Origin of the sequence: Superficieibacter electus (assembly GCF_002915575.1) — a bacterium.
GTDB classification, from domain to species: domain Bacteria; phylum Pseudomonadota; class Gammaproteobacteria; order Enterobacterales; family Enterobacteriaceae; genus Superficieibacter; species Superficieibacter electus.
Genome location: NZ_PQGD01000020.1, coordinates 66,841 through 86,079, shown reverse-complemented (window position 1 = coordinate 86,079; position 19,239 = coordinate 66,841). Strand labels below are relative to the sequence as shown.

The window sequence follows — 19,239 nt, the reverse complement described above, 5'->3', positions numbered from 1 at the left end:
CTGAGATTCGCTATGCCTGACCTTCCCACTGCTGTCATAATAGCAGCATAATATTCCAGCTTGAGAGTCGATTACATGCCATCATCAGCCTTAACGTTAAAAGAGGTAATAGCAGCCTGCGATCGCGCCATATCGCAGGAAGACTATGCCACCTTAATGGCATATTACGCTGAAGATGCTACGTTGGTCGTCAAGCCAGGGAGGGTGGTAAGCGGAAAGGATAATATCCAAAATGCGTTTATCGCCATCGCTGATTATTTTCAGCACCGACTGGTAGTAAGTCAGGGAAAGATGGAGATTATCGAAGGCGGTGGCAACGCGCTGGTGATAATGGAAACCCACCTGGCCATTCCTTCCCCTACGGGAAACGCCATCCAGGTTACGCGCCGCGCAACCTATGTTTTCCGCCAACAAGATGATGGCGGCTGGCTATGCACCGTGGATAACTCTTACGGAACCGATTTACTCGATGCAGAGGCTTAAATCCCCGCCCCCTGGTTAAAGTGCTCTTCACCAAATACGCCAGTAGAAAGATAACGATCGCCACGATCGCAAATAATCGCCACCACTACCGCCCCCGGATTCGTCTGTGCCACACGCAGCGCCCCGGCCACCGCACCGCCAGAGCTGACGCCGCAGAAAATCCCTTCGCGCACCGCCAGTTCGCGCATGGTGTTTTCCGCATCATTCTGATGAATATCCAGGACTTCATCCACCAGTGAGGCGTTATAAATCCCCGGCATATACTCCGCAGGCCAGCGGCGAATGCCCGGAATGCTGCTGCCCTCCTCCGGCTGTAAGCCCACAATGGTGACCGGTTTCGCCTGCTCACGCATAAAGCGCGAAACGCCGGTGATGGTGCCGGTAGTGCCCATGCTGGAAACAAAATGCGTAATACGCCCCGCCGTTTGCTGCCAGATTTCCGGGCCGGTCGTGGTGTAATGCGCGTAAGGATTATCCGGGTTGTTGAATTGATCGAGCAGCTTGCCCTCCCCGCGTTCAGCCATTAACAGGGCCAAATCACGTGCACCTTCCATCCCCTGCGCTTTGCTGACAAGAATAAGCTCCGCACCATAAGCCCGCATCGCGGCGCGTCGCTCCTGGCTCATGTTGTCCGGCATCAGCAGTTTCATACGATAACCTTTCAGCGCAGCAATCATCGCCAGCGCAATGCCGGTGTTACCGCTGGTCGCTTCAATTAGCGTATCGCCCGGTTGAATATCGCCGCGTTTTTCCGCTTCAACGATCATCGACAGCGCCGCCCGATCTTTAACCGATCCGGCAGGATTATTACCTTCCAGCTTGAGCCAGATTTCGCTGCCGTTATCCGGGCCCAGACGCTGAAGTTTAACCAGCGGCGTGTTACCGATGGTGTGTTCTAATGTGTTCACATTTTTGTCCAACAAAATGCCCGGCGGCGTTTCGCTACCGGGCCTGGGGAAGGCAAATTCAGGCAGAGCAAGCACCATGCTTCCCGGCCAAACCACGTGCGGTTAAGCTATCAGGCAGACTTCGCCAGAGCAAGCGGCTGCCGGGATTCTATACGCTCATTGCCGTTATATAAACGTGCGTGTTGCAGACCGACAAATAATCTTTCGCCGCGGACCGGCGCGTTTTCATCCTGCATAACTACGTTTAACGGCTCGTTATACCACCCCAGTGGCTGGACGACTAATTGGGTGTAGTGGCCTTTCGGGCTGGCTTCCAGTACCTGCACCGGCAACGGTGCATCAAGGCTGGTACGCCGGCTGATATCCACTTCCCACGGGCGCAGGAAAAGTTCGACCGGCCCCTGATGAGCTGGTGAATATCCCAGAGGCCAGCGGTGTGCGCCGACATGGAACTGACCACCGCGCACGGTGCCCTGCAAGCGATTGACCTCGCCCATAAATTCCAGTACGAAACGGGTCGCCGGTTCCCGCCAGACCTGATCCGGGACGTCTACTTGTTCAATATTGCCCTGACTCATCACCACCACGCGATCGGCAACTTCCATCGCTTCTTCCTGATCGTGGGTCACAAAGACGCTGGTAAACTTCAGCTCTTCATGCAATTGACGCAGCCAGCGCCGCAGCTCTTTACGAACCTGCGCATCCAGCGCACCAAAGGGTTCATCAAGCAGCAAAATTTGCGGTTCCACGGCCAACGCGCGCGCCAGGGCCACGCGCTGCTTCTGCCCGCCGGACAGCTGCGCCGGGAAGCGTTCGGCAAGATGCGACAACTGGACCATCTCCAGCAGACGGGTCACTTTCGCTTTAATGGTCGCAGCATTCGGGCGCTCGCGGCGTGGCAATACGCTCAAACCAAAAGCAATATTGTCGAATACCGTCATATGGCGAAACAGGGCGTAGTGTTGAAATACAAACCCTACCTTACGATCGCGCGCATGCAGGCGGCTGACGTCGGTGCCGTGAAAACGAATATTGCCGCTGGTCTGGTGTTCAAGCCCGGCAATAATCCGCAGCAGCGTGGTTTTACCCGAGCCTGAAGGCCCAAGCAACGCCACCATTTGTCCGGAAGGGATATCCAGCGAGATATCATTCAGCACCTGGGTGCGACCAAAAGACTTCTTAATTCTGGCAATCTCAATGCTCATGATTTCCCTCCTGTTGCAGGCGGCGCTCCTGATTGCTTAAACGCCACTGCAACGCACTCTTCAAAAACAGGGTCAAAATCGCCATCAACGCCAGCAGGGCGGCAGCGGTAAACGAGCCGACGGTATTATAGTCCTGCTCAAGCAATTCAATTTGTAGCGGCAGTGACAGGGTTTCACCACGAATGGAGCCGGAAACCACCGACACCGCACCAAACTCACCAATCGCACGGGCGTTGGTCAGCACCACACCGTACAGCAGCGCCCAGCGAATATTTGGCAATGTCACGCGCCGGAACATTTGCCAGCCAGAGGCACCCAGTAAAATGGCCGCTTCATCTTCGTGACTGCCCTGGCTGAGCATCACCGGCACCAGTTCACGCACCACAAACGGACAGGTGACAAAAATCGTCACCAGCACCATACCCGGCCAGGCAAACATTACCTGCAGATTATGCTCATCCAGCCAGCCACCGAGCGGACCATTAGAGCCGTAAAACAGCAGGTAAATCAGCCCCGCCACCACTGGCGAGACAGCAAACGGGATGTCCAGCAGCGTCAGCAATAGCTGGCGGCCAGGAAAGTTAAAACGCGTGACCAGCCACGCCAGCAGCGTGCCAAAAAGCAGATTAACCGGTACGGTGATCAGCGCAATCAGCACCGTCAGCCAGATGGCGTGCAGCATGTCCGGATCGCTTAAGTTTTGCAGTACCGGCGCTAATCCCTTACTGAATGCCTGGACGAAGATATACACCATCGGCACGACCAGAATGAACACCGACAGCAGCACGCCGGCCGCAATCAGAAACCATTTTCCCCAGTTAATACGGGGCGCGTCTAAACGTTTCACTTGAGCAACGATTGTCATTAATGACCTACCACACGTCGACCAAAGCGACTTTGCAGGGTGTTAATCGAAAACAGCAGCAATAACGAGGCGGCGAGGATCACCGAAGCAATCGCACTGGCCGCCGGGTAATCAAACTCCTGCAAGCGCACAAAAATCATCAGCGAAGTCACTTCAGTTTTCCAGGCGATATTCCCGGCGATGAAAATCACCGCGCCAAACTCCCCCAGACTGCGGGTGAAAGACAACGCCACCCCCGCCATCAGCGCCGGAGAAAGCTCGGGCAGCACGACTTTGCGAAAGCTTTGCAGCCTTGTCGCACCGAGGGTTTCCGCCGCTTCTTCATACTCCGGCCCTAATTCCTCAAGCACCGGCTGAACGGTACGCACCACAAACGGAATGCTGGTAAAGGCCATCGCGACCGCGATCCCAAGCCATGTATAGGTCACTTTGATATCAAACGTAGCCAGCCACTCACCGTAGAAGCCGTTGACCGAGAACAGCGAAGCCAGCGTCAAACCGGCCACCGCGGTTGGCAGGGCAAACGGCAGGTCGATCAGGGCATCCAGCAGCGTACGGCCGGGAAAGCGATAACGGGTTAAGATCCACGCCATCAGCAGACCAAATACGCCGTTAAATACCGAGGCCACAAAAGCCGACAGTAGCGTGACTTTATAGGCCGCAACCACCTGGGGATTGGTGATCACCTCCCAGTATTGTTCCCAGCTCATCTGGGAAAGTTGCATCACCAGCGCGCTTAACGGCAGCAGCATGATCAGGCATACAAACAGCAGGCTGGTGCCGAGACTTAAGGTAAAGCCCGGCAGCACGCGCCGGGTGGAAACTGCAAACATTACTTCCGCCCCGCCGCTAACAGTTTGTCTAATTCACCACCGCTGGCAAAATGGGTTTTCATCACTTCAGGCCAGGAGCCAAACCGGTCTTCCACGCGGAACAGGTCGGTCTGCGGGAATTTATCTTTCAGCTTGTCCATCACTTCAGCGTTGTTCACGCGATAGTAGTAGTCGGTAATAATGGTTTGCGCCTGCGGGCTATAGAGCCAGTTCAGGTAGGCTTTTGCCGCTTTTTCCGTGCCGTTAGCTTTAACGTATTTATCCACCCATGCCACCGGGAACTCCGCCAGAATATTGACTTTCGGCACCACAACCTCAAAGCCCTGCGCCTCATACTGTTTACGGATGTTGTTCACTTCAGATTCAAAGCTTATCAGTACGTCGCCCAGTCCGCGTTCCACAAACGTGGTGGTAGCACCACGACCGCCGGTATCAAATACTTCGACGTTCTTGAGAAACTGAGTCATAAACTGCACGGTTTTGGCCTTATCGCCGCCGTCGGCTTTATCCGCCGCGCCCCAGGCGGCTAAATAGGTGTAGCGTGCGTTACCAGACGTTTTCGGATTCGGGAAGATCAGCTTCACGTCAGAACGCACCAAATCGTTCCAGTCATGAATATTTTTTGGGTTGCCCTTGCGGACCAGAAACGCCATCGTTGAGTAGAACGGAGAGCTGTTGTTGGGCAAGCGGCTCTGCCAGTCAGCTGGAATAAGCTTGCCTTTATCGTGCAGGATTTGCACATCGGTCACCTGATTATAGGTAACAACATCAGCCTTCAGCCCTTGTAAAATCGCCAGCGCCTGTTTTGATGATCCGGCGTGAGATTGTTTGATGGTCAGCTTATCGCCGCCATTATCGTTGGCCCATTGCTGTTCAAAAGGCGGATTAAGGGCCGCAAATAGCTCGCGGGAAACATCATAAGAACTGTTCAGCAGTTCGGTCGCCTGTGCCTGCGCAGTCAGCAACACGGATGCCGCCAGGACCAGATACCTTTTTTTCAGTGATTTAGCGACCATTGCGCACCCTTATAAATTTGATGACTTTCTAATAGCCATAATATTTATAACGGACGTGAAAGGAGTAACGGTTTTATATACCGTTTCGTGATTTTCCAGTCGAAAAGGGAATAAGAAGAAACCAGGGCTGCGAATAAACGCAGCCCTTTTTATCAGCGTTTGAGCGCGCCGTAAACCCCGTCAACAATCCAGCCATAGGTGGCTGCTGGCAGTTGTCCGCTAACGAAGAGGTTAGGATTGACATGCGGATCGGCAACCGGCGAATGCGGCTTATTGCTCAAGACAACAATAGCCATGTGCTTTTGCGGATCGATGACCGTCAGCGTTCCGGTCCACCCGGTATGTCCGTAGGTTTGCGGTGTGGCCAGCATACCGAACGTTGAGGTCATAGAGGCATTGGCATTCACTCGCCAGCCGAGACCATACGTCGGGTCGGCTGATGAACTGCGGGTAAACGCCTCGGTGGTTTTTTGATCGAACAGCGTGACGTTTTTATAATGGCCGCCATTAAGCATGACCTGCATCAGGATAGCGATATCACCGGTATTCGAAAACAGCCCGGCATGGCCGGAAACACCGCCCATGGAATACCATGCCTTTTCATCATGGACTTCCCCCTGCAGGGTATAAGTACGCACGTTGGGAAAATCAATCACCCCGTCACGGGTATTACCGTGCAGTTCCGTCGCGGCTATTTGCGCGGGCTGAAAGCCTTTTTGCAGCGGATTAAATACCGTATGCGTCAGCCCCAGTGGACGGTAAATATTCTCTTCCACATAGTGGTCCAGCGGCTGACCGGTGACTGACTCAATAATAAAGCCGAGGATCATATAATCGACATCGCTATAAACGTGGCGACTACCTGGAGCGTATTCCAGCGGCGTGCGTTTGATCATCTCAAGGGTGGTGGCTTTGTTCTGGGAATACAGCGTGCCCGCCACTTTTTTATTGGGATACTGCGGGTCGGCAGGAAAACCCGCAGTGTGATGCAGGATATCGACAATACGCAGCGTGTCTTTACCCTTTATCTTATCCGTCGGTCGATCGGCAAAGCCAGGAAGATAATGCGCCACCGTATCGTTGATATTAATTTTGCCCTCGTAGACCAGCTTTTGCAGCGCGAAATTGGTGGCATACATTTTGGTGTTAGAGGCTAAATCATATAACGTCTCCGGCGTGGCCTTAACTGGCGTGGAGAGCAGTGTTGAGCCCTCGTATTTTTTGGCGTAGCCCCAGGCTTTTTGCAACACGATATGGTTATCTTTCAGGATGAGGACATTCATCCCTGGATACCCTGCGTCTACCTGCTGCTGAATCCATGACTCCAGCCGATGCAGTTTCTGACTGTCAAAACCGACAGATTCCGGGCTGGCGACAGTTAACGGCGCGGTGTCAGCCGCCTGAGCAGGGAGTACGACTGCGAAGAAAACCGCGAGAAGTGGTGTTAATTTCATGGCTAATCCCTTAACGTAAATCGACATTTTTACAGCCAAATAGTGCGGTAATGATAAATCCGGCGACGTAGGCGACGAGAATGCCACCGCCGTAGACGGCAATAGCGGGGAAAATCCCTTCGTGCGATGTCATCAGCGGTAACGCCACCAGTCCGGACGGACCAAATGCACTGTTCAGCCCCACCGGCAAACCTAACCAGGCGATAGTACCAATGAAAAGCCCGCCGACAGCCCCGCCAAGGCAGGCGGTAACAAAGGGTTTCATTCGCGGCAACGTCACGCCATAAATCAGAGGCTCTCCCACGCCCAGCAGGCCAGGAATAATTGCACCGCGAATTTGTGAGCGAAGGAGTGAGGCTTTATCTGACCGCCAGTATAGCGCCAGTGCCGCGCCAACCTGGCCGGCACCCGCCATGGAGAGGATTGGAAATAAAGAGTTAAACCCCTGGGAATCCATCAGCGCCAGATAAACCGGAATAAATCCCTGATGCACCCCAAAAACCACCGCAATCAGGAATACCCCGGCCAGCACCGCGCAGCCGAGTGGATTACTGTTCAGGTGCATAAACAGCCACGACATGCCCTGGAATAGCCAGACGCCGATGGGCATGATGATGATAAAAGTTAACGCCGCTGTGATAAGCAAGGTCAGCATGGAGGTCAGGATCATATCCAGTTCATCGGGTACGTAGCGTCTGATGAAGCGTTCGATTTTCGCTCCCGCCCACGCGGCAAGCAGCACGCCAATGATATTACCGCGCGGATCGATAGTTATGCCGAAGAAATCCTGCAACCCGGAGTAATAGCCTACCGTCGCCTGCGGGTTATACCCGAGGATAAAGAGCGAGGCAATAATCGCCCCATTGACGCCGGTACCGCCAAACGCCTTTTGCGCATTATAACCGACCAGCAGCACCAGGAAGGTGAACAGACCTTTGCTAAACACCTTTAAAAAATTCAGCGCATCCGGCAGAGTGCCTTTGGCATCTGGCGCAACGTGCATCAACGTCCCCATTAACGTGGCGATACCCAGCATCAACCCCGCTGCAATAAAGCCGGGAATAAGGGGAGTAAAAATGGTGGCAAAATTAGCCAGAAATTGTTGAACCGAGGATTGCTGCTTACTTTTTAGCTGGCTTTTATTTTCCGCCGCGATGGATTTAAGATCCTTATTGCCAAGAAGCGCATTCATTGCCTCCGCGGCACGCTGGGCCTTGCCGACGCCAAAGACAACCTGTACCTCATTGCCGTTGATCACCACGCCGCTCACCTGCCCGGCAAGTTTTTCGCTAATGGTGTTATCAATGCGCGTGGTATCCAGCACCCGCAGGCGCAGGCGAGTCATACAATTCCCGCACGAGGTAATGTTTTCGTTGCCACCCACCAGCGTGATAATTTGCGCCAGTAATTCTTTACCTATTGTTTTTGCCATTATTTTTCTCATCCGTGCTACAGAAGAATGAATAACATCATTATGCGCTCAGAGAGCGTCGTGCCCAGCGTTGAACAAAAGATTTTCCAGAAAGGTCACAGTATGGGAGGGAAAGTGGGATAACGCATTTTAAAGCAATGACAAAACCATGTTATTTAGCGGGTTAGAGGAGCCACCAGAGCACGTGTGTATCATGCCGGGTGGCGGCTTCGCCTTACCCGGCCTGCCAATATTAAATATCAACAAGTTATTATTAAAATGCAGGCCCGCGCAAGCGCAGCGCCGTCGGGCACGCGGAGCACGTCGACGCTTGCCCGTTCCCTTTATTTATAGCGCCAGCAATCTGTCGAGCGACGGTGCAAAGTAATAACCACCGGTGACCGGACGGGTAAAACGCAGCATTGCGTCACGTTTGCCGTCGGTATCGCCAAACATACTCAGCAGCTGTTGTTCGATGTTGTACAGGCGCGCGCAGTAGGCACAGAAGTACAGGCCGTGGGTGCCGCTCGCCGTGCCATAAGGCAGGCTCTGGCGGACAATTTTCAGGCCCTTACCGTTCTCTTTGAGATCGACCCGGCTGAGATGCGATGTTACCGGACGCTCGTCACCGTCGATCTCTTCATTGTCCGCTTTGGTGCGGCCGATCATCATCTCCTGATCGTGCGTGCTCATCCGGTTTAGCTGTTTAAGGTTATGCTCCCAGCGCTGAACAAACACGTAACTGCCACCCGCATCAATGCCCTCTTTGATCACCGCCACCTCGCGGCGCGTGTCTTCACCCGCCGGGTTTTCGGTGCCGTCAACGAAGCCACTCAGATCGCGGTCTTCCACCCAGCGGAAACCGTGGATTTCTTCCTGAACGTCCAGCGCGTCACCAAACGCCTCCAGTGCAGCCTGAGCGAGGGAAAAGTTAACGTCGTGACGCAGAGAAAGTATGTGGATCAGCACATCATATTGCGTTGCCGGAGCAAGGCCTTTACCGTAAGGGATAAAGTCTTTCAACTCCTCAGCACCTTCACCATCGCTCAGTTCGCGCCACGTTTTATGCCCAAAGGCCACCACGGCACCCAATTGCGCATCAGGAAACTGCGCCTGAAAGGTGGCCAACTTATCGGCAAATCGTTTACTGCCTGCGCGCAGGGGATCGGTCTCCCCTTTTATATTGGCTTCAATCCAAATTGCCGCGCGACAATGTTCTGGCAAAATGCCACTCTGTACCTGAGACATTGCTACTCCTGAAAAATGCCACGCTACGGTGGCGTAAATGCAGCTATTGTACAGGGTTTTCAGCAGGGCAATTTGTTCAGGCGCAAATTAACGACGCCAGATAATCTTGCTCACTTTCCAGCTTTTCAAGGCATCGTCCGATGGCATCAGATCCGCCGGGCCGCTCCACTCACCGGTAAAGAGGTAGCTGATATGCTGGCTGCCTTCAGCCTTGCACTCAACATCACCGGCATGATCGCCTGATGCTTTCTGACAGTTGCCATAGGCTTTTTTATATAAATCGCTGAAGACGCTGCCAATTTCTCCGCCGTCGGCAGTTTTGATATCGGGGTCCTGGATATCGATTTGGCTGACCGTGCCGCTGTCGCCGTTAATCACCAGCGCCACTTTGTTGTCTTTCACGGCTTCAAAAAAGCGCACAATGTTACCGTTGTCGGTTTTCATGCCGCTACGAAGGTGGTAGCTGCTGCCCAGCGCCTCACCGATGGCCTCTTCTTCCAGCGGCGTTGTACTGCTAATGCCATTAACGCCTTGCTCGGTGACCTCATCCGATGAACCAAACCAGTTCCACGGATTTGCCGCCGACCAGTTAACCGAGGACATTGTCGAACAGCCAGCCAGTGCCAAAGGCATAACGCACATCAATAAACGCAGCGATTTCATTCACACATCCTCTCTTTTCAATTCAACGCCTGTTGGAGTACAGCAACGGCAAAAAGTGCCGTTTAATCTGTCTGATGAGTAAAACAGGCGCGTAAACGTCGGTTGGTCATCAGCCATATCAGGGCGTAGACATCCAGTACTACCAGCGCCAGGCCCGTCCCGCTCACGGATTCGCCGAAATACCATAGCAGAGGCTGCCAGAACAATAAGCACAACTGAGCGAGTATCAACACCCAGCGTAACGCTGACCAGAAGCGGGGAAAACGCTGCCGTCGGCCGGAAAAGATAAAGGTCACCACGGCGGGTACACCCGGGAGTAACCCCCACCAGAAATTATCATGATCGGGATAGAACAGATTTAGCAATGCATCGCCCTGTCCACGCGACGCCCCAGCCATAATAAATAATACCCAGGTGCGTGCCTGAAGAAGCAGTACACACCAGAATAAAAAAGGGAGTTTTAACAGCCCGTTACGGTCGTAATCAGAAGGAAAATCCATGCGTCCGCCTGAAAATAAAAGCGCATTATACACGTCATCGGGGTGATGTCCTGTCCGCCAGAATAAATCCGCCAGGGTCCGGTTCCATCCTGTTTTTTCTGTAACAACGCCTCATAATATCGGGCATTTCATCAACAAGGAGTGTGTATGTCATTTTTCCGTTATGGCCTGCTTGCAGGTATATTATTTTCCGTTACCGCCTGCAATGAGGCGGGCGAGACAATCGCTATCCCGGATACGGGTCATCAGGTCACCGTCAGCGAGCAGACGCTGCGCGACGCACGCAAAGGTTTCACTACCCACATCATTGAAAAGAGCTTCACCGACTCGGGCAATCTGGTCACCCCGCCGAAAGACGTGTATGTCCTGACCAGCTATCCGACGAAACTCGGCAATATGGCGGCTTACGTCACACCCGACCCTCATGACGGCAAGCGCCATCCGGCGGTGATCTGGATCACGGGCGGCTACGGCGGATTAAGCGACGGCGAGTTTCACTGGCAGCAGCAACCTCGCGAAAACGACCAAAGCGGCAGCGCGTTCCGCAAGGCCGGGCTGGTGGAAATGCTACCGAGCTTCCGTGGCGAAGATAATAACCCCGGCAGCTATGAAATGTTCTACGGTGAACTGGACGATATTGATGCCGCGTATGACTGGCTGGCCAGGCAGCCGTGGGTCGATCCTGAGCGTATTTATCTGGCCGGACACAGCACCGGCGGTACGCGCGTGCTACTTGCCAGCGAATACAGCAACAAATTCCGCGCTTATTTCAGTCTCGGCGCGGTACCGGACTTGAAAGCGCGCGTTGAAGGCGGAAATATGATGGTCCCGGTGCCTTTTGAGAAAACGGACAACGAGTATCGTTTACGTTCGCCGGCGACCTTTATTAAATCGATAAAAAAACCGACGTGGTATTTTGAAGGTGCAGCAGAGTACTGGAAGGCATTTGATAATATTGCCGTCGTCGTTAAAAAAGAAAAAATCCCATTAATCATCAATAAAATCCCCAACGGCGACCACTTCAGCATTATCGCGCCCGTCACCGAAATGATTGCGCAAAAAATCCTCAAGGATACCGGCGAAAAGTGCAATATTGTCTTTAGTGAAGACGATCTGAAACAAATTTCCAGCGAGATCGAATAAAAGCAACCGGCTCCCTGTCGTTCGACGCGGCAGGGAGAACGCGTCAGTCAATAATCTCTTTTTTTATAATGATAAATGGGATAACCATACTCAGCGGTGAAACAAGCCCACAGCCGTTGACTGGTTTTTACCCACCATAACGCTACACCATCAGCAATAAAAAAAAGTGCGGACAGGACAGTGACGGGTTCACCTTGCGTCCAGCTAAAAAGCGGCCAGCATAGATGTAAACATTGGCCGAGGATTAATAGCCAGCGTCCGGTGCACCAGAGTCCCCAACACTGATAAGGTCCGGGTTGCCTCGGCCTGATAAACAGCACAAAAACCAACAATGCAGGTATGCCAGGCGATAAGGCTATCCAAAGCTCGCCTCCGGAAAAATGAACGCCGTCAAAAGCAATAGCATGCATTACTGAGCTAAAAGTACGTAACTGTAATAACAATACGCCCCAGAATAGCCAGGGAAGTTTCAGCATCCCCCCGTCATCATAATCAGACGGAAACAATAAAGGCTTAGTACTCTTCATCTTCAATCAAACGCTTACCCAGCGTCAGTACGTCGGCGGTTTCATAGCCCAGCCGCTCATACATTCCCAGCACCACATCATTGTCTTCACGCACCATGATCTGCACTTTCGGACAGCCGCGCGCAATGAGCTTTTTCTCCAGCCGGTTCAACAGCGCATTGGCAATGCCGCGCCCGCGATATTCCGGATGCACGCCGAGGTAATAGGCCGAGCCGCGATGCCCGTCATAACCGCCCATCACCGTGCCCACCACTTCGCCATTGACTTCAGCGACCAGAAACAAACTGACGTCGTGGTTCACCTTACGTTCGATGTCCATTTCCGGATCATTCCATGGACGCAGCAGATCGCAGCGCTCCCAAAGCGTAATGACCTCTTCGAAATCCTGCTGGCGAAATACGCGTATCTCCATGGTATTGAGTGCCTTTTCAGGTTAAAAAACTGATTATGGCGCGAACATGCCGATTAGCCAATAACTTGCGAAACCGTTGTAAAAAAATGGCATAATGTCGAACGTTCATGCATTGAAATGAAAAGTAAAACAATTCTCATCACGATTGTTCGTAACGGCACTCGCGATACGATATAACATCTGTCACCTTTTTCTTTACAACCCAGGCCGAATGAGCACTTTTAAACCCCTAAAAAAACTCGCCTCGCGCCGCCAGGTACTTAAAGCCGGGCTGGCCGCCCTGACACTGTCAGGCATCTCCCACGCGATGGCGAAGGATGAACCCCTTAAAAAAAGTAACAGTCATAGCAAGCCCGCAGCAAAAAAAAGCGGAGCCAGGCGCGTGGTGGTTCTCGACCCGGGTCATGGCGGTATTGATACCGGCGCGATTGGTAGCAACGGTTCCAAAGAAAAACATGTCGTACTGGCGATTGCCAAAAACGTGCGTTCCATTTTACAAAGCCAGGGTATTGATGCGCGGCTAACGCGTTCTGGCGACACCTTTATTCCGCTTTACGATCGCGTTGAAATCGCCCATCAGCACGGCGCTGACCTGTTTATGTCGATCCATGCGGACGGATTTACCAATCCTTCGGCGGCTGGCGCGTCGGTCTTTGCCCTCTCCAACCGGGGGGCAAGTAGCGCGATGGCGAAATATCTCTCCGATCGTGAAAACCGTGCGGATGAAGTGGCCGGTAAAAAAACCACCGACAAAGATCATCTTCTCCAGCAGGTGCTGTTTGATTTGGTGCAGACCGACACGATTAAAAACAGCCTGACGCTTGGCTCACATATCCTTAAGAAAATTAAGCCAGTGCATCGCCTGCATAGCCGGAGTACGGAACAGGCGGCGTTTGTGGTCCTGAAGTCTCCGTCCATTCCTTCGGTGCTGGTGGAAACCTCGTTTATCACCAATCCGGGAGAAGAAAAGCTGCTCGGTACCACAGCGTTTCGCCAGAAGATTGCCAGTGCGATTGCCTCTGGCATCATCAGCTATTTTCACTGGTTCGATAATCAAAAAGCTCACGCGAAGAAACGTTAATGAAACCCGATGCGCAGCAGGTTAAAGCCTTTTTACTCCAGTTACAGGATGACATTTGTCAGCAGCTTGCTGCACAAGACGGCCACCCCTTTACTGAAGATAACTGGCAACGCGAAGCAGGCGGCGGCGGGCGCAGCCGGGTGCTGCGCGATGGCGGTATTTTTGAGCAGGCGGGCGTCAATTTTTCACACGTCTTTGGCGCACAGATGCCCGCCTCCGCTACCGCGCACCGCCCGGAACTTGCCGGACGTCGTTTTGAAGCCATGGGTGTATCGCTGGTGGTTCACCCGCGTAATCCCTATGTTCCAACAAGCCATGCCAACGTGCGCTTTTTTATCGCCGAAAAACCGGGTGCCGATCCGGTGTGGTGGTTTGGCGGCGGCTTTGATTTAACGCCTTATTATGGTTTTGCAGAGGACGCAGTACACTGGCACCGCACAGCGCGCGATCTTTGTCAGCCGTTTGGCGACGACGTTTACCCTCGCTATAAAAAGTGGTGCGACGACTATTTCTTTCTCAAACATCGCAATGAACAGCGCGGCATCGGCGGCCTGTTTTTTGACGATCTGAATACGCCGGATTTCGATACCTGCTTCGCCTTTATGCAGGCGGTCGGAAAAGGCTATACCGCGGCGTATATGCCTATTGTCGCCCGTCGCCGGGGAATACCATTCACCGAACGCGAGCGCAATTTCCAGCTTTACCGTCGCGGCCGTTATGTGGAATTCAACCTGGTATGGGATCGCGGCACCTTATTTGGCCTGCAAACCGGTGGGCGCACGGAGTCAATTCTGATGTCAATGCCACCGCTGGTACGCTGGGAGTATGACTGGCAGCCGGAAGACGGTAGCCCGGAAGCGGCGCTAAGCGAGTTTATTAAGGTGCGGGATTGGGTGTGACCAACGGCATCCACATTTCTGATAGCAGGAGCTACGCAAAATGACCGATCGCCTTCCCTGTAAAAATCCCGAATGCACAAACCGTATCCTGCCCGAAACGGCGGCCCGCACGCAGGGCTTTTGTATGCCCTGTGTTAACGCCCGAAAAAAGCAGGAATATGATGACTATATTCGGTTGAACAGGAAAACCATCAACGCCTTTGCAGGCGTCAGCGATCCGGTTGAGATGCTTAAACTGGTGCATCAGCCACGGGAGCATGACCCACTCATTTCCTGGACGCCGTGCCCTTCCCCCACCGATGAACTCTATCTGCGGCTCACAGCCGATCAAGCCAGCAACATGGCGGCGTATGCAACGGTATTGTTGGATGAAGGAAGTCACAGTGAAGCGATGGAAATCCTGCTGTGCCTGGCGGCTTTTACCGGGGCCAATCTTGATGACAGCTTGCGTAAATGGACGTTTGACGACGATGTCGATTTCTGGTCGGCGTTGCCCTTTCACCGCGCCCCGCCGGATGTACGCGACAGGCTGTTAAAGCAGGTAGAAACCGATGCGAAAAATCGCAATTTACTGCTGCAATGCCTGGCCTGGATCGGTGATGAAGTCGTTGTCGAATCCTTCGCCCGCTGGCGACAAGTGCCGCCGTCCTGGCGTGATTCGCTTTATGTGCCGCCTGAGGACTATGCCCGCGAGGCCGGATGGGAGCTGACCGAAGAAGGCCACCGGCGTAACCTCTATTTTTCAGCGTGTTTTCATCTACAAAAACAGGCGCTACCTCAACCTGAAAGACTCCGCGTTGCCGTAACGCGCGGCGACAACTGCCCTAACTGCTCGCTAAAACTTACCAATTTATTTGAAATTTCCCCCGCTGCCGTTGGCCTTAACATTGGGGACTGGTCCCTGATGATACGCATTATGACCTGTGAATGCTGTAGCGCTTATGGCACCGTTTATGGAAAGATTGACTCACAAGGACAGGCGCACTGGTCTGACCAAAACGCGTCGACCACGCTGGCAACACGCCGTGCGGACGACTGGCTGCTGCTTCCTGTGAATGCTGTAGAACTCGCTGAACCTCGCGCCCCGCTCTTCGCCGCAGATCAGTTCCTGCCAACGACATTTTCTCAGCTTGGCGGTCATCCGACGTGGATTCAGGATGCGGAGTATCCGCAATGTCCTGCCTGTACTCAGAGCATGATGTTTGTTGCGCAGATTGATTATCAGGATATTGATCCGTATGGCGAAGGACTCATTTATGGCTTTATCTGCCCGCAATGTCGCACTACCGCGACGACGTTTCAGCAAACGTAAGGCGCAAGTGTGGCAGGGCAGCCCGGAAGCCGCCCGGAGTAATCGTTAACACACCATCTCAATGATCATCGCCTGCCAGGGAGACAGCGTTTTTTCCACCTGCTCCCCTGGATAGTTATTGATAACAACCTGCAGGCTGTCGCCGATCTCAATACCGTCCGGGAAAGGCACTCCCTCGTCAGACAGGTTGGCAATCACCAGCCAGCAGCGTTCTGCGTGGGTCCGGCGGTAGCAAAATAGCGCCGGGGGAAATCATTAAATATGAAGCCAGCCAGGCGACGCCCTGGTCATTTTTCTGGATGGGATTTCGTGGTTCGCTGGTCAAACATTATCTGCAACGCTGTCGACTGTCACCGCAGGAGCCAGTATTTCATGAAAGTCAGGCCGGGATTATTAAAATCTGTTTAGCGAAATCATTGAAATATCAGTCCTGGGCGCGAATAGCGACATTTTGTTAACCTCCAGATTGACCGAAATCATTTATCTTTTATGCCAGACCTTTCCGAGCGAAGAGCAGTCCGCGCGCAAAAAACCCAAAAAAAATTGCCATTCAGGCAATGCAATACATACGCAATCACTACGACAGAAATATCCGCATTGACGAAATTGCGTGTTATCTGAACATTGACAGAACGTATTTACACCGGTTATTTACGCAGGAATTTCGGCAAAGCCCAAAAGAGTATCTGACGCGCGTCAGAATGGATAAAGCACAGGCTCTACTCGTCAATACGCACTACGCGATCGCCACAATTGCCTTGTCCGTCGGCTATCAGGATGCGCTGCTGTTTTCTAAAGTATTTCGCCATCACATCGGTATTTCACCGACTGATTATCGCAAGAACCGACAGAAAAATGCCGCTCACCGGTAGGGTGAGCGGCAATCAAATTACCTTATCTGCACCAATTACAGCGGCTGCGTCTGCGCTTCCACCACTGCCAGCGCCACCATATTCACGATACGACGCACAGAAGCGATCGGCGTTAATACATGCACCGGTTTCGCCACGCCCATCAGTACCGGCCCCACCGTCACGCCTTCCGAACTGGACACGCGCAACAGGTTGTAACTGATGCGGGCCGCTTCCATATTCGGCATCACCAGAATATTGGCCGAGCCTTTCAGCGGGCTGTCCGGCATACGCTCGTTACGGATGCTTTCAACCAGCGCGGCGTCACCGTGCATTTCACCGTCGATCATCAGTTCCGGCGCACGCTCGCGAACCAGCGCCAGCGTCTCGCGCATTTTGGTCGCGGCGGCGCAGTTCGATGAGCCAAAGTTGGAATGCGATAACAGTGCCACACGCGGCTCAATACCAAAGCGACGTACGGTTTCCGCTGCCATTACGGTGATTTCTGCCAGTTGTTCAGGGGTTGGATCGTCGTTGACGTAGGTATCAGCAATAAAGGTGTTGCCGCTCGGCAACAGCAGCGCATTCATCGCCCCTGCCGTATGCACGCCATCGCGGTAGCCGAAGAGTTGCTGGATCACGCCGAAATGCTCATGATAATCACCAACGGTACCACAGATCATGGCATCGGCTTCACCACGCTGCACCATGATCGCGCCGATCACCGTGGTATTGCTGATCACCGCCCGCTGCGCCTGCTCCTGCGTGACACCACGGCGCTTCATGATGTTGTAGTACTCCATCCAGTACTCTTTAAAGCGCGGATCGGATTCGTTATTAACGATCTCAAAGTCAACGCCGGGTTTGATTTGCAGGCCCAGTTTCTGAATGCGCATTTCAATCACGCCCGGACGCCCGACCAGAATCGGTTTTGCCAGACCCAGGGTAACCAGTTCCTGCGTGGCATGCAGCACGCGGTTATCTTCCCCTTCCGCCAGCACGACACGCTTCGGTTCGCTGCGCGCCTGGGAGAAGATCGGCTTCATAAACAGGTTGGTTTTATAGACGAACTCGCTGAGTTTATCGACGTAGGCATCAAAGTCTTCGATAGGACGGGTCGCCACGCCGGAGTCCATCGCCGCTTTTGCCACTGCCGGGGCGATTTTCACAATCAGGCGCGGATCGAACGGCTTAGGAATGATATATTCCGGGCCAAAGCTCAAATCCTGGTCGCCATAAGCTGACGCCACAACCTCGCTCTGTTCAGCATGCGCCAGTTCAGCAATCGCGTGTACCGCCGCCAGCTTCATCTCTTCGTTAATGGCGGTTGCGCCGACATCCAGCGCACCGCGGAAGATGAACGGGAAGCACAGCACGTTGTTTACCTGGTTCGGATAATCTGAGCGTCCGGTACAAAGAATGGCGTCCGGACGCACTTCCTTCGCCAGCGGCGGCAGGATTTCCGGCTCCGGATTCGCCAGCGCGAGGATCATTGGCGCGCGGGCCATTTTTTTCACCATCTCCGGGGTCAGCACTTTCGGCCCGGAGCAGCCGAGGAAGATGTCCGCGCCCTCAACTACGTCTGCCAGCGTGCGTTTGCCGTCATCCTCCACCGCATAAGCCGCTTTGGTTTCCGCCATATTCGGCTCGCGGCCTTTATAGATAACGCCTTTGGAGTCGCAAACCACGATATTGTGTTTTTGCATCCCCAGCGCCACCAGCAGGTTCATACAGGCGATGGCCGCCGCGCCCGCGCCGGAAACCACCATCCGCACGTCGGAGAGATTTTTCTCCACTACCCGCAGACCGTTAAGAATGGCGGCAGTGCTGATGATCGCCGTGCCGTGCTGATCGTCATGGAATACCGGAATATTCATGCGCTCACGCAGTTTTTTCTCAATATAGAAGCACTCTGGTGCTTTGATATCTTCGAGGTTAATCCCGCCGAAGGTCGGTTCCAGCGCTGCAACGACGTCGATTAGCTTGTCCGGGTCGTGCTCGTCAATTTCAATATCAAACACGTCGATGCCGGCGAATTTTTTAAACAGAACGCCCTTGCCTTCCATCACTGGTTTGCCTGCCAGCGCGCCGATATTGCCCAGACCCAGTACGGCAGTACCGTTAGACACCACCGCCACCAGATTGCCACGCGCGGTGTATTTGTACGCTGCCAGCGGGTCTTTCTCAATTTCCAGGCACGGTGCCGCCACGCCCGGCGAGTAGGCCAGCGCCAGATCGCGCTGGGTGGCGAGCGGTTTAGTAGGAGAAACCTGGATTTTCCCCGGAACAGGGTACTGGTGGAAATCAAGTGCGCTTTGTTTCAACTGGTCATCCATCTTCTTGTTCCTTTCATTTCGGACTAAAGGTGATCCTGATGTTCACCTGGAGGTCTACAGAGATCCCGGTGTAAGAGAGGCTCACCGGTGGT

Annotated in this window: 21 protein-coding genes; 7 read left to right on the top strand and 14 right to left on the bottom strand. The window is 53.5% G+C overall.

Features of this window, described 5'->3' with window-relative positions; all coding sequences use genetic code 11:
- Positions 1-75: 75 nt before the first annotated feature.
- Positions 76-483, top strand: coding sequence for a YybH family protein (locus tag CHU32_RS21485; protein WP_103677936.1), 408 nt, complete (start codon positions 76-78; stop codon positions 481-483).
- Here CHU32_RS21485 and cysM read toward each other — a convergent pair.
- The 10 genes from cysM to CHU32_RS21435 all read right to left on the bottom strand — a co-directional run bounded on the left by cysM (position 480) and on the right by CHU32_RS21435 (position 10,586).
- The gene (gene cysM, locus CHU32_RS21480) at positions 480-1,391 is read right to left on the bottom strand and encodes a cysteine synthase CysM (RefSeq protein WP_103677950.1); all 912 of its coding nucleotides are present in this window, start codon (positions 1,389-1,391) and stop codon (positions 480-482) included. The genes CHU32_RS21485 and cysM overlap by 4 nt on opposite strands.
- 110 nt (positions 1,392-1,501) lie before the next feature.
- Entirely contained in the window at positions 1,502-2,596 is a 1,095-nt protein-coding gene (cysA, locus tag CHU32_RS21475; RefSeq protein WP_103677935.1) for a sulfate/thiosulfate ABC transporter ATP-binding protein CysA, read from the bottom strand.
- On the bottom strand, positions 2,586-3,461 hold the full coding sequence (cysW, locus tag CHU32_RS21470) for a sulfate/thiosulfate ABC transporter permease CysW (RefSeq protein WP_103677934.1): 876 nt from the start codon (positions 3,459-3,461) through the stop codon (positions 2,586-2,588). Before cysW ends, cysA begins: the two co-directional genes overlap by 11 nt.
- Positions 3,461-4,294, bottom strand: coding sequence for a sulfate/thiosulfate ABC transporter permease CysT (gene cysT / locus CHU32_RS21465; protein ID WP_103677933.1), 834 nt, complete (start codon positions 4,292-4,294; stop codon positions 3,461-3,463). Before cysT ends, cysW begins: the two co-directional genes overlap by 1 nt.
- Positions 4,294-5,310: a sulfate ABC transporter substrate-binding protein gene (locus tag CHU32_RS21460; RefSeq protein ID WP_103677932.1), complete on the bottom strand. Its 1,017-nt coding sequence runs from the start codon at positions 5,308-5,310 to the stop codon at positions 4,294-4,296. Before CHU32_RS21460 ends, cysT begins: the two co-directional genes overlap by 1 nt.
- Before the next feature lie 152 nt (positions 5,311-5,462).
- Positions 5,463-6,764 (bottom strand): penicillin binding protein PBP4B, encoded by a 1,302-nt coding sequence (pbp4b, locus tag CHU32_RS21455; protein WP_176691696.1) that lies wholly within the window; start codon positions 6,762-6,764, stop codon positions 5,463-5,465.
- Between the two features lie 10 nt (positions 6,765-6,774).
- Entirely contained in the window at positions 6,775-8,196 is a 1,422-nt protein-coding gene (gene murP / locus CHU32_RS21450) for a PTS N-acetylmuramic acid transporter subunit IIBC (RefSeq protein ID WP_103750927.1), read from the bottom strand.
- Positions 8,197-8,523: 327 nt separating this feature from the next.
- On the bottom strand, positions 8,524-9,423 hold the full coding sequence (locus tag CHU32_RS21445; RefSeq protein ID WP_103677929.1) for a Dyp-type peroxidase: 900 nt from the start codon (positions 9,421-9,423) through the stop codon (positions 8,524-8,526).
- A gap of 87 nt (positions 9,424-9,510) precedes the next feature.
- Positions 9,511-10,086 (bottom strand): RpoE-regulated lipoprotein, encoded by a 576-nt coding sequence (locus CHU32_RS21440; RefSeq protein WP_103677928.1) that lies wholly within the window; start codon positions 10,084-10,086, stop codon positions 9,511-9,513.
- Positions 10,087-10,148: 62 nt separating this feature from the next.
- Positions 10,149-10,586, bottom strand: coding sequence for a DUF2919 domain-containing protein (locus CHU32_RS21435; RefSeq protein ID WP_103677927.1), 438 nt, complete (start codon positions 10,584-10,586; stop codon positions 10,149-10,151).
- Positions 10,587-10,733: 147 nt separating this feature from the next.
- On the opposite strand from CHU32_RS21435, the gene CHU32_RS21430 reads away from it, so the two are divergent.
- On the top strand, positions 10,734-11,729 hold the full coding sequence (locus tag CHU32_RS21430) for an alpha/beta hydrolase family protein (protein ID WP_103677926.1): 996 nt from the start codon (positions 10,734-10,736) through the stop codon (positions 11,727-11,729).
- Between the two features lie 47 nt (positions 11,730-11,776).
- On the opposite strand, the gene CHU32_RS21425 is transcribed toward CHU32_RS21430, so the two are convergent.
- Both CHU32_RS21425 and CHU32_RS21420 read right to left on the bottom strand, forming a co-directional pair.
- Positions 11,777-12,139 (bottom strand): DUF2919 family protein, encoded by a 363-nt coding sequence (locus CHU32_RS21425; RefSeq protein ID WP_425444906.1) that lies wholly within the window; start codon positions 12,137-12,139, stop codon positions 11,777-11,779.
- 103 nt (positions 12,140-12,242) lie between these two features.
- Positions 12,243-12,668: a GNAT family acetyltransferase gene (locus tag CHU32_RS21420; protein ID WP_103677924.1), complete on the bottom strand. Its 426-nt coding sequence runs from the start codon at positions 12,666-12,668 to the stop codon at positions 12,243-12,245.
- Positions 12,669-12,879: 211 nt separating this feature from the next.
- Here CHU32_RS21420 and amiA point away from each other — a divergent pair, with 211 nt between their 5' ends.
- Genes amiA through CHU32_RS21405 form a run of 3 tightly spaced genes read left to right on the top strand, consistent with a single transcriptional unit; the run spans position 12,880 to position 15,960 of the window.
- Complete coding sequence (amiA, locus tag CHU32_RS21415) at positions 12,880-13,749, top strand: N-acetylmuramoyl-L-alanine amidase AmiA (RefSeq protein ID WP_103677923.1); 870 nt, start codon at positions 12,880-12,882, stop codon at positions 13,747-13,749.
- Positions 13,749-14,648 (top strand): oxygen-dependent coproporphyrinogen oxidase, encoded by a 900-nt coding sequence (hemF, locus tag CHU32_RS21410; protein ID WP_103677922.1) that lies wholly within the window; start codon positions 13,749-13,751, stop codon positions 14,646-14,648. Before amiA ends, hemF begins: the two co-directional genes overlap by 1 nt.
- A gap of 40 nt (positions 14,649-14,688) precedes the next feature.
- A complete protein-coding gene (locus CHU32_RS21405) occupies positions 14,689-15,960 on the top strand; it encodes a DUF1963 domain-containing protein (RefSeq protein ID WP_103677921.1) in 1,272 nt (423 codons plus the stop codon).
- 45 nt (positions 15,961-16,005) lie between these two features.
- Here CHU32_RS21405 and CHU32_RS28315 read toward each other — a convergent pair whose 3' ends face one another.
- Positions 16,006-16,158: a hypothetical protein gene (locus CHU32_RS28315; protein WP_176691695.1), complete on the bottom strand. Its 153-nt coding sequence runs from the start codon at positions 16,156-16,158 to the stop codon at positions 16,006-16,008.
- A gap of 14 nt (positions 16,159-16,172) precedes the next feature.
- On the opposite strand from CHU32_RS28315, the gene CHU32_RS28965 reads away from it, so the two are divergent.
- Both CHU32_RS28965 and CHU32_RS21395 read left to right on the top strand, forming a co-directional pair.
- Positions 16,173-16,418, top strand: a complete 246-nt coding sequence (locus tag CHU32_RS28965) for an AraC family ligand binding domain-containing protein (RefSeq protein ID WP_103677920.1) — start codon at positions 16,173-16,175, stop codon at positions 16,416-16,418.
- A 99-nt stretch (positions 16,419-16,517) separates the two neighbouring features.
- A complete protein-coding gene (locus CHU32_RS21395) occupies positions 16,518-16,832 on the top strand; it encodes a helix-turn-helix domain-containing protein (RefSeq protein ID WP_103677919.1) in 315 nt (104 codons plus the stop codon).
- Positions 16,833-16,867: 35 nt separating this feature from the next.
- Here CHU32_RS21395 and maeB read toward each other — a convergent pair whose 3' ends face one another.
- Positions 16,868-19,147: an NADP-dependent oxaloacetate-decarboxylating malate dehydrogenase gene (gene maeB / locus CHU32_RS21390; protein WP_103677918.1), complete on the bottom strand. Its 2,280-nt coding sequence runs from the start codon at positions 19,145-19,147 to the stop codon at positions 16,868-16,870.
- Positions 19,148-19,239 lie beyond the last annotated feature (92 nt).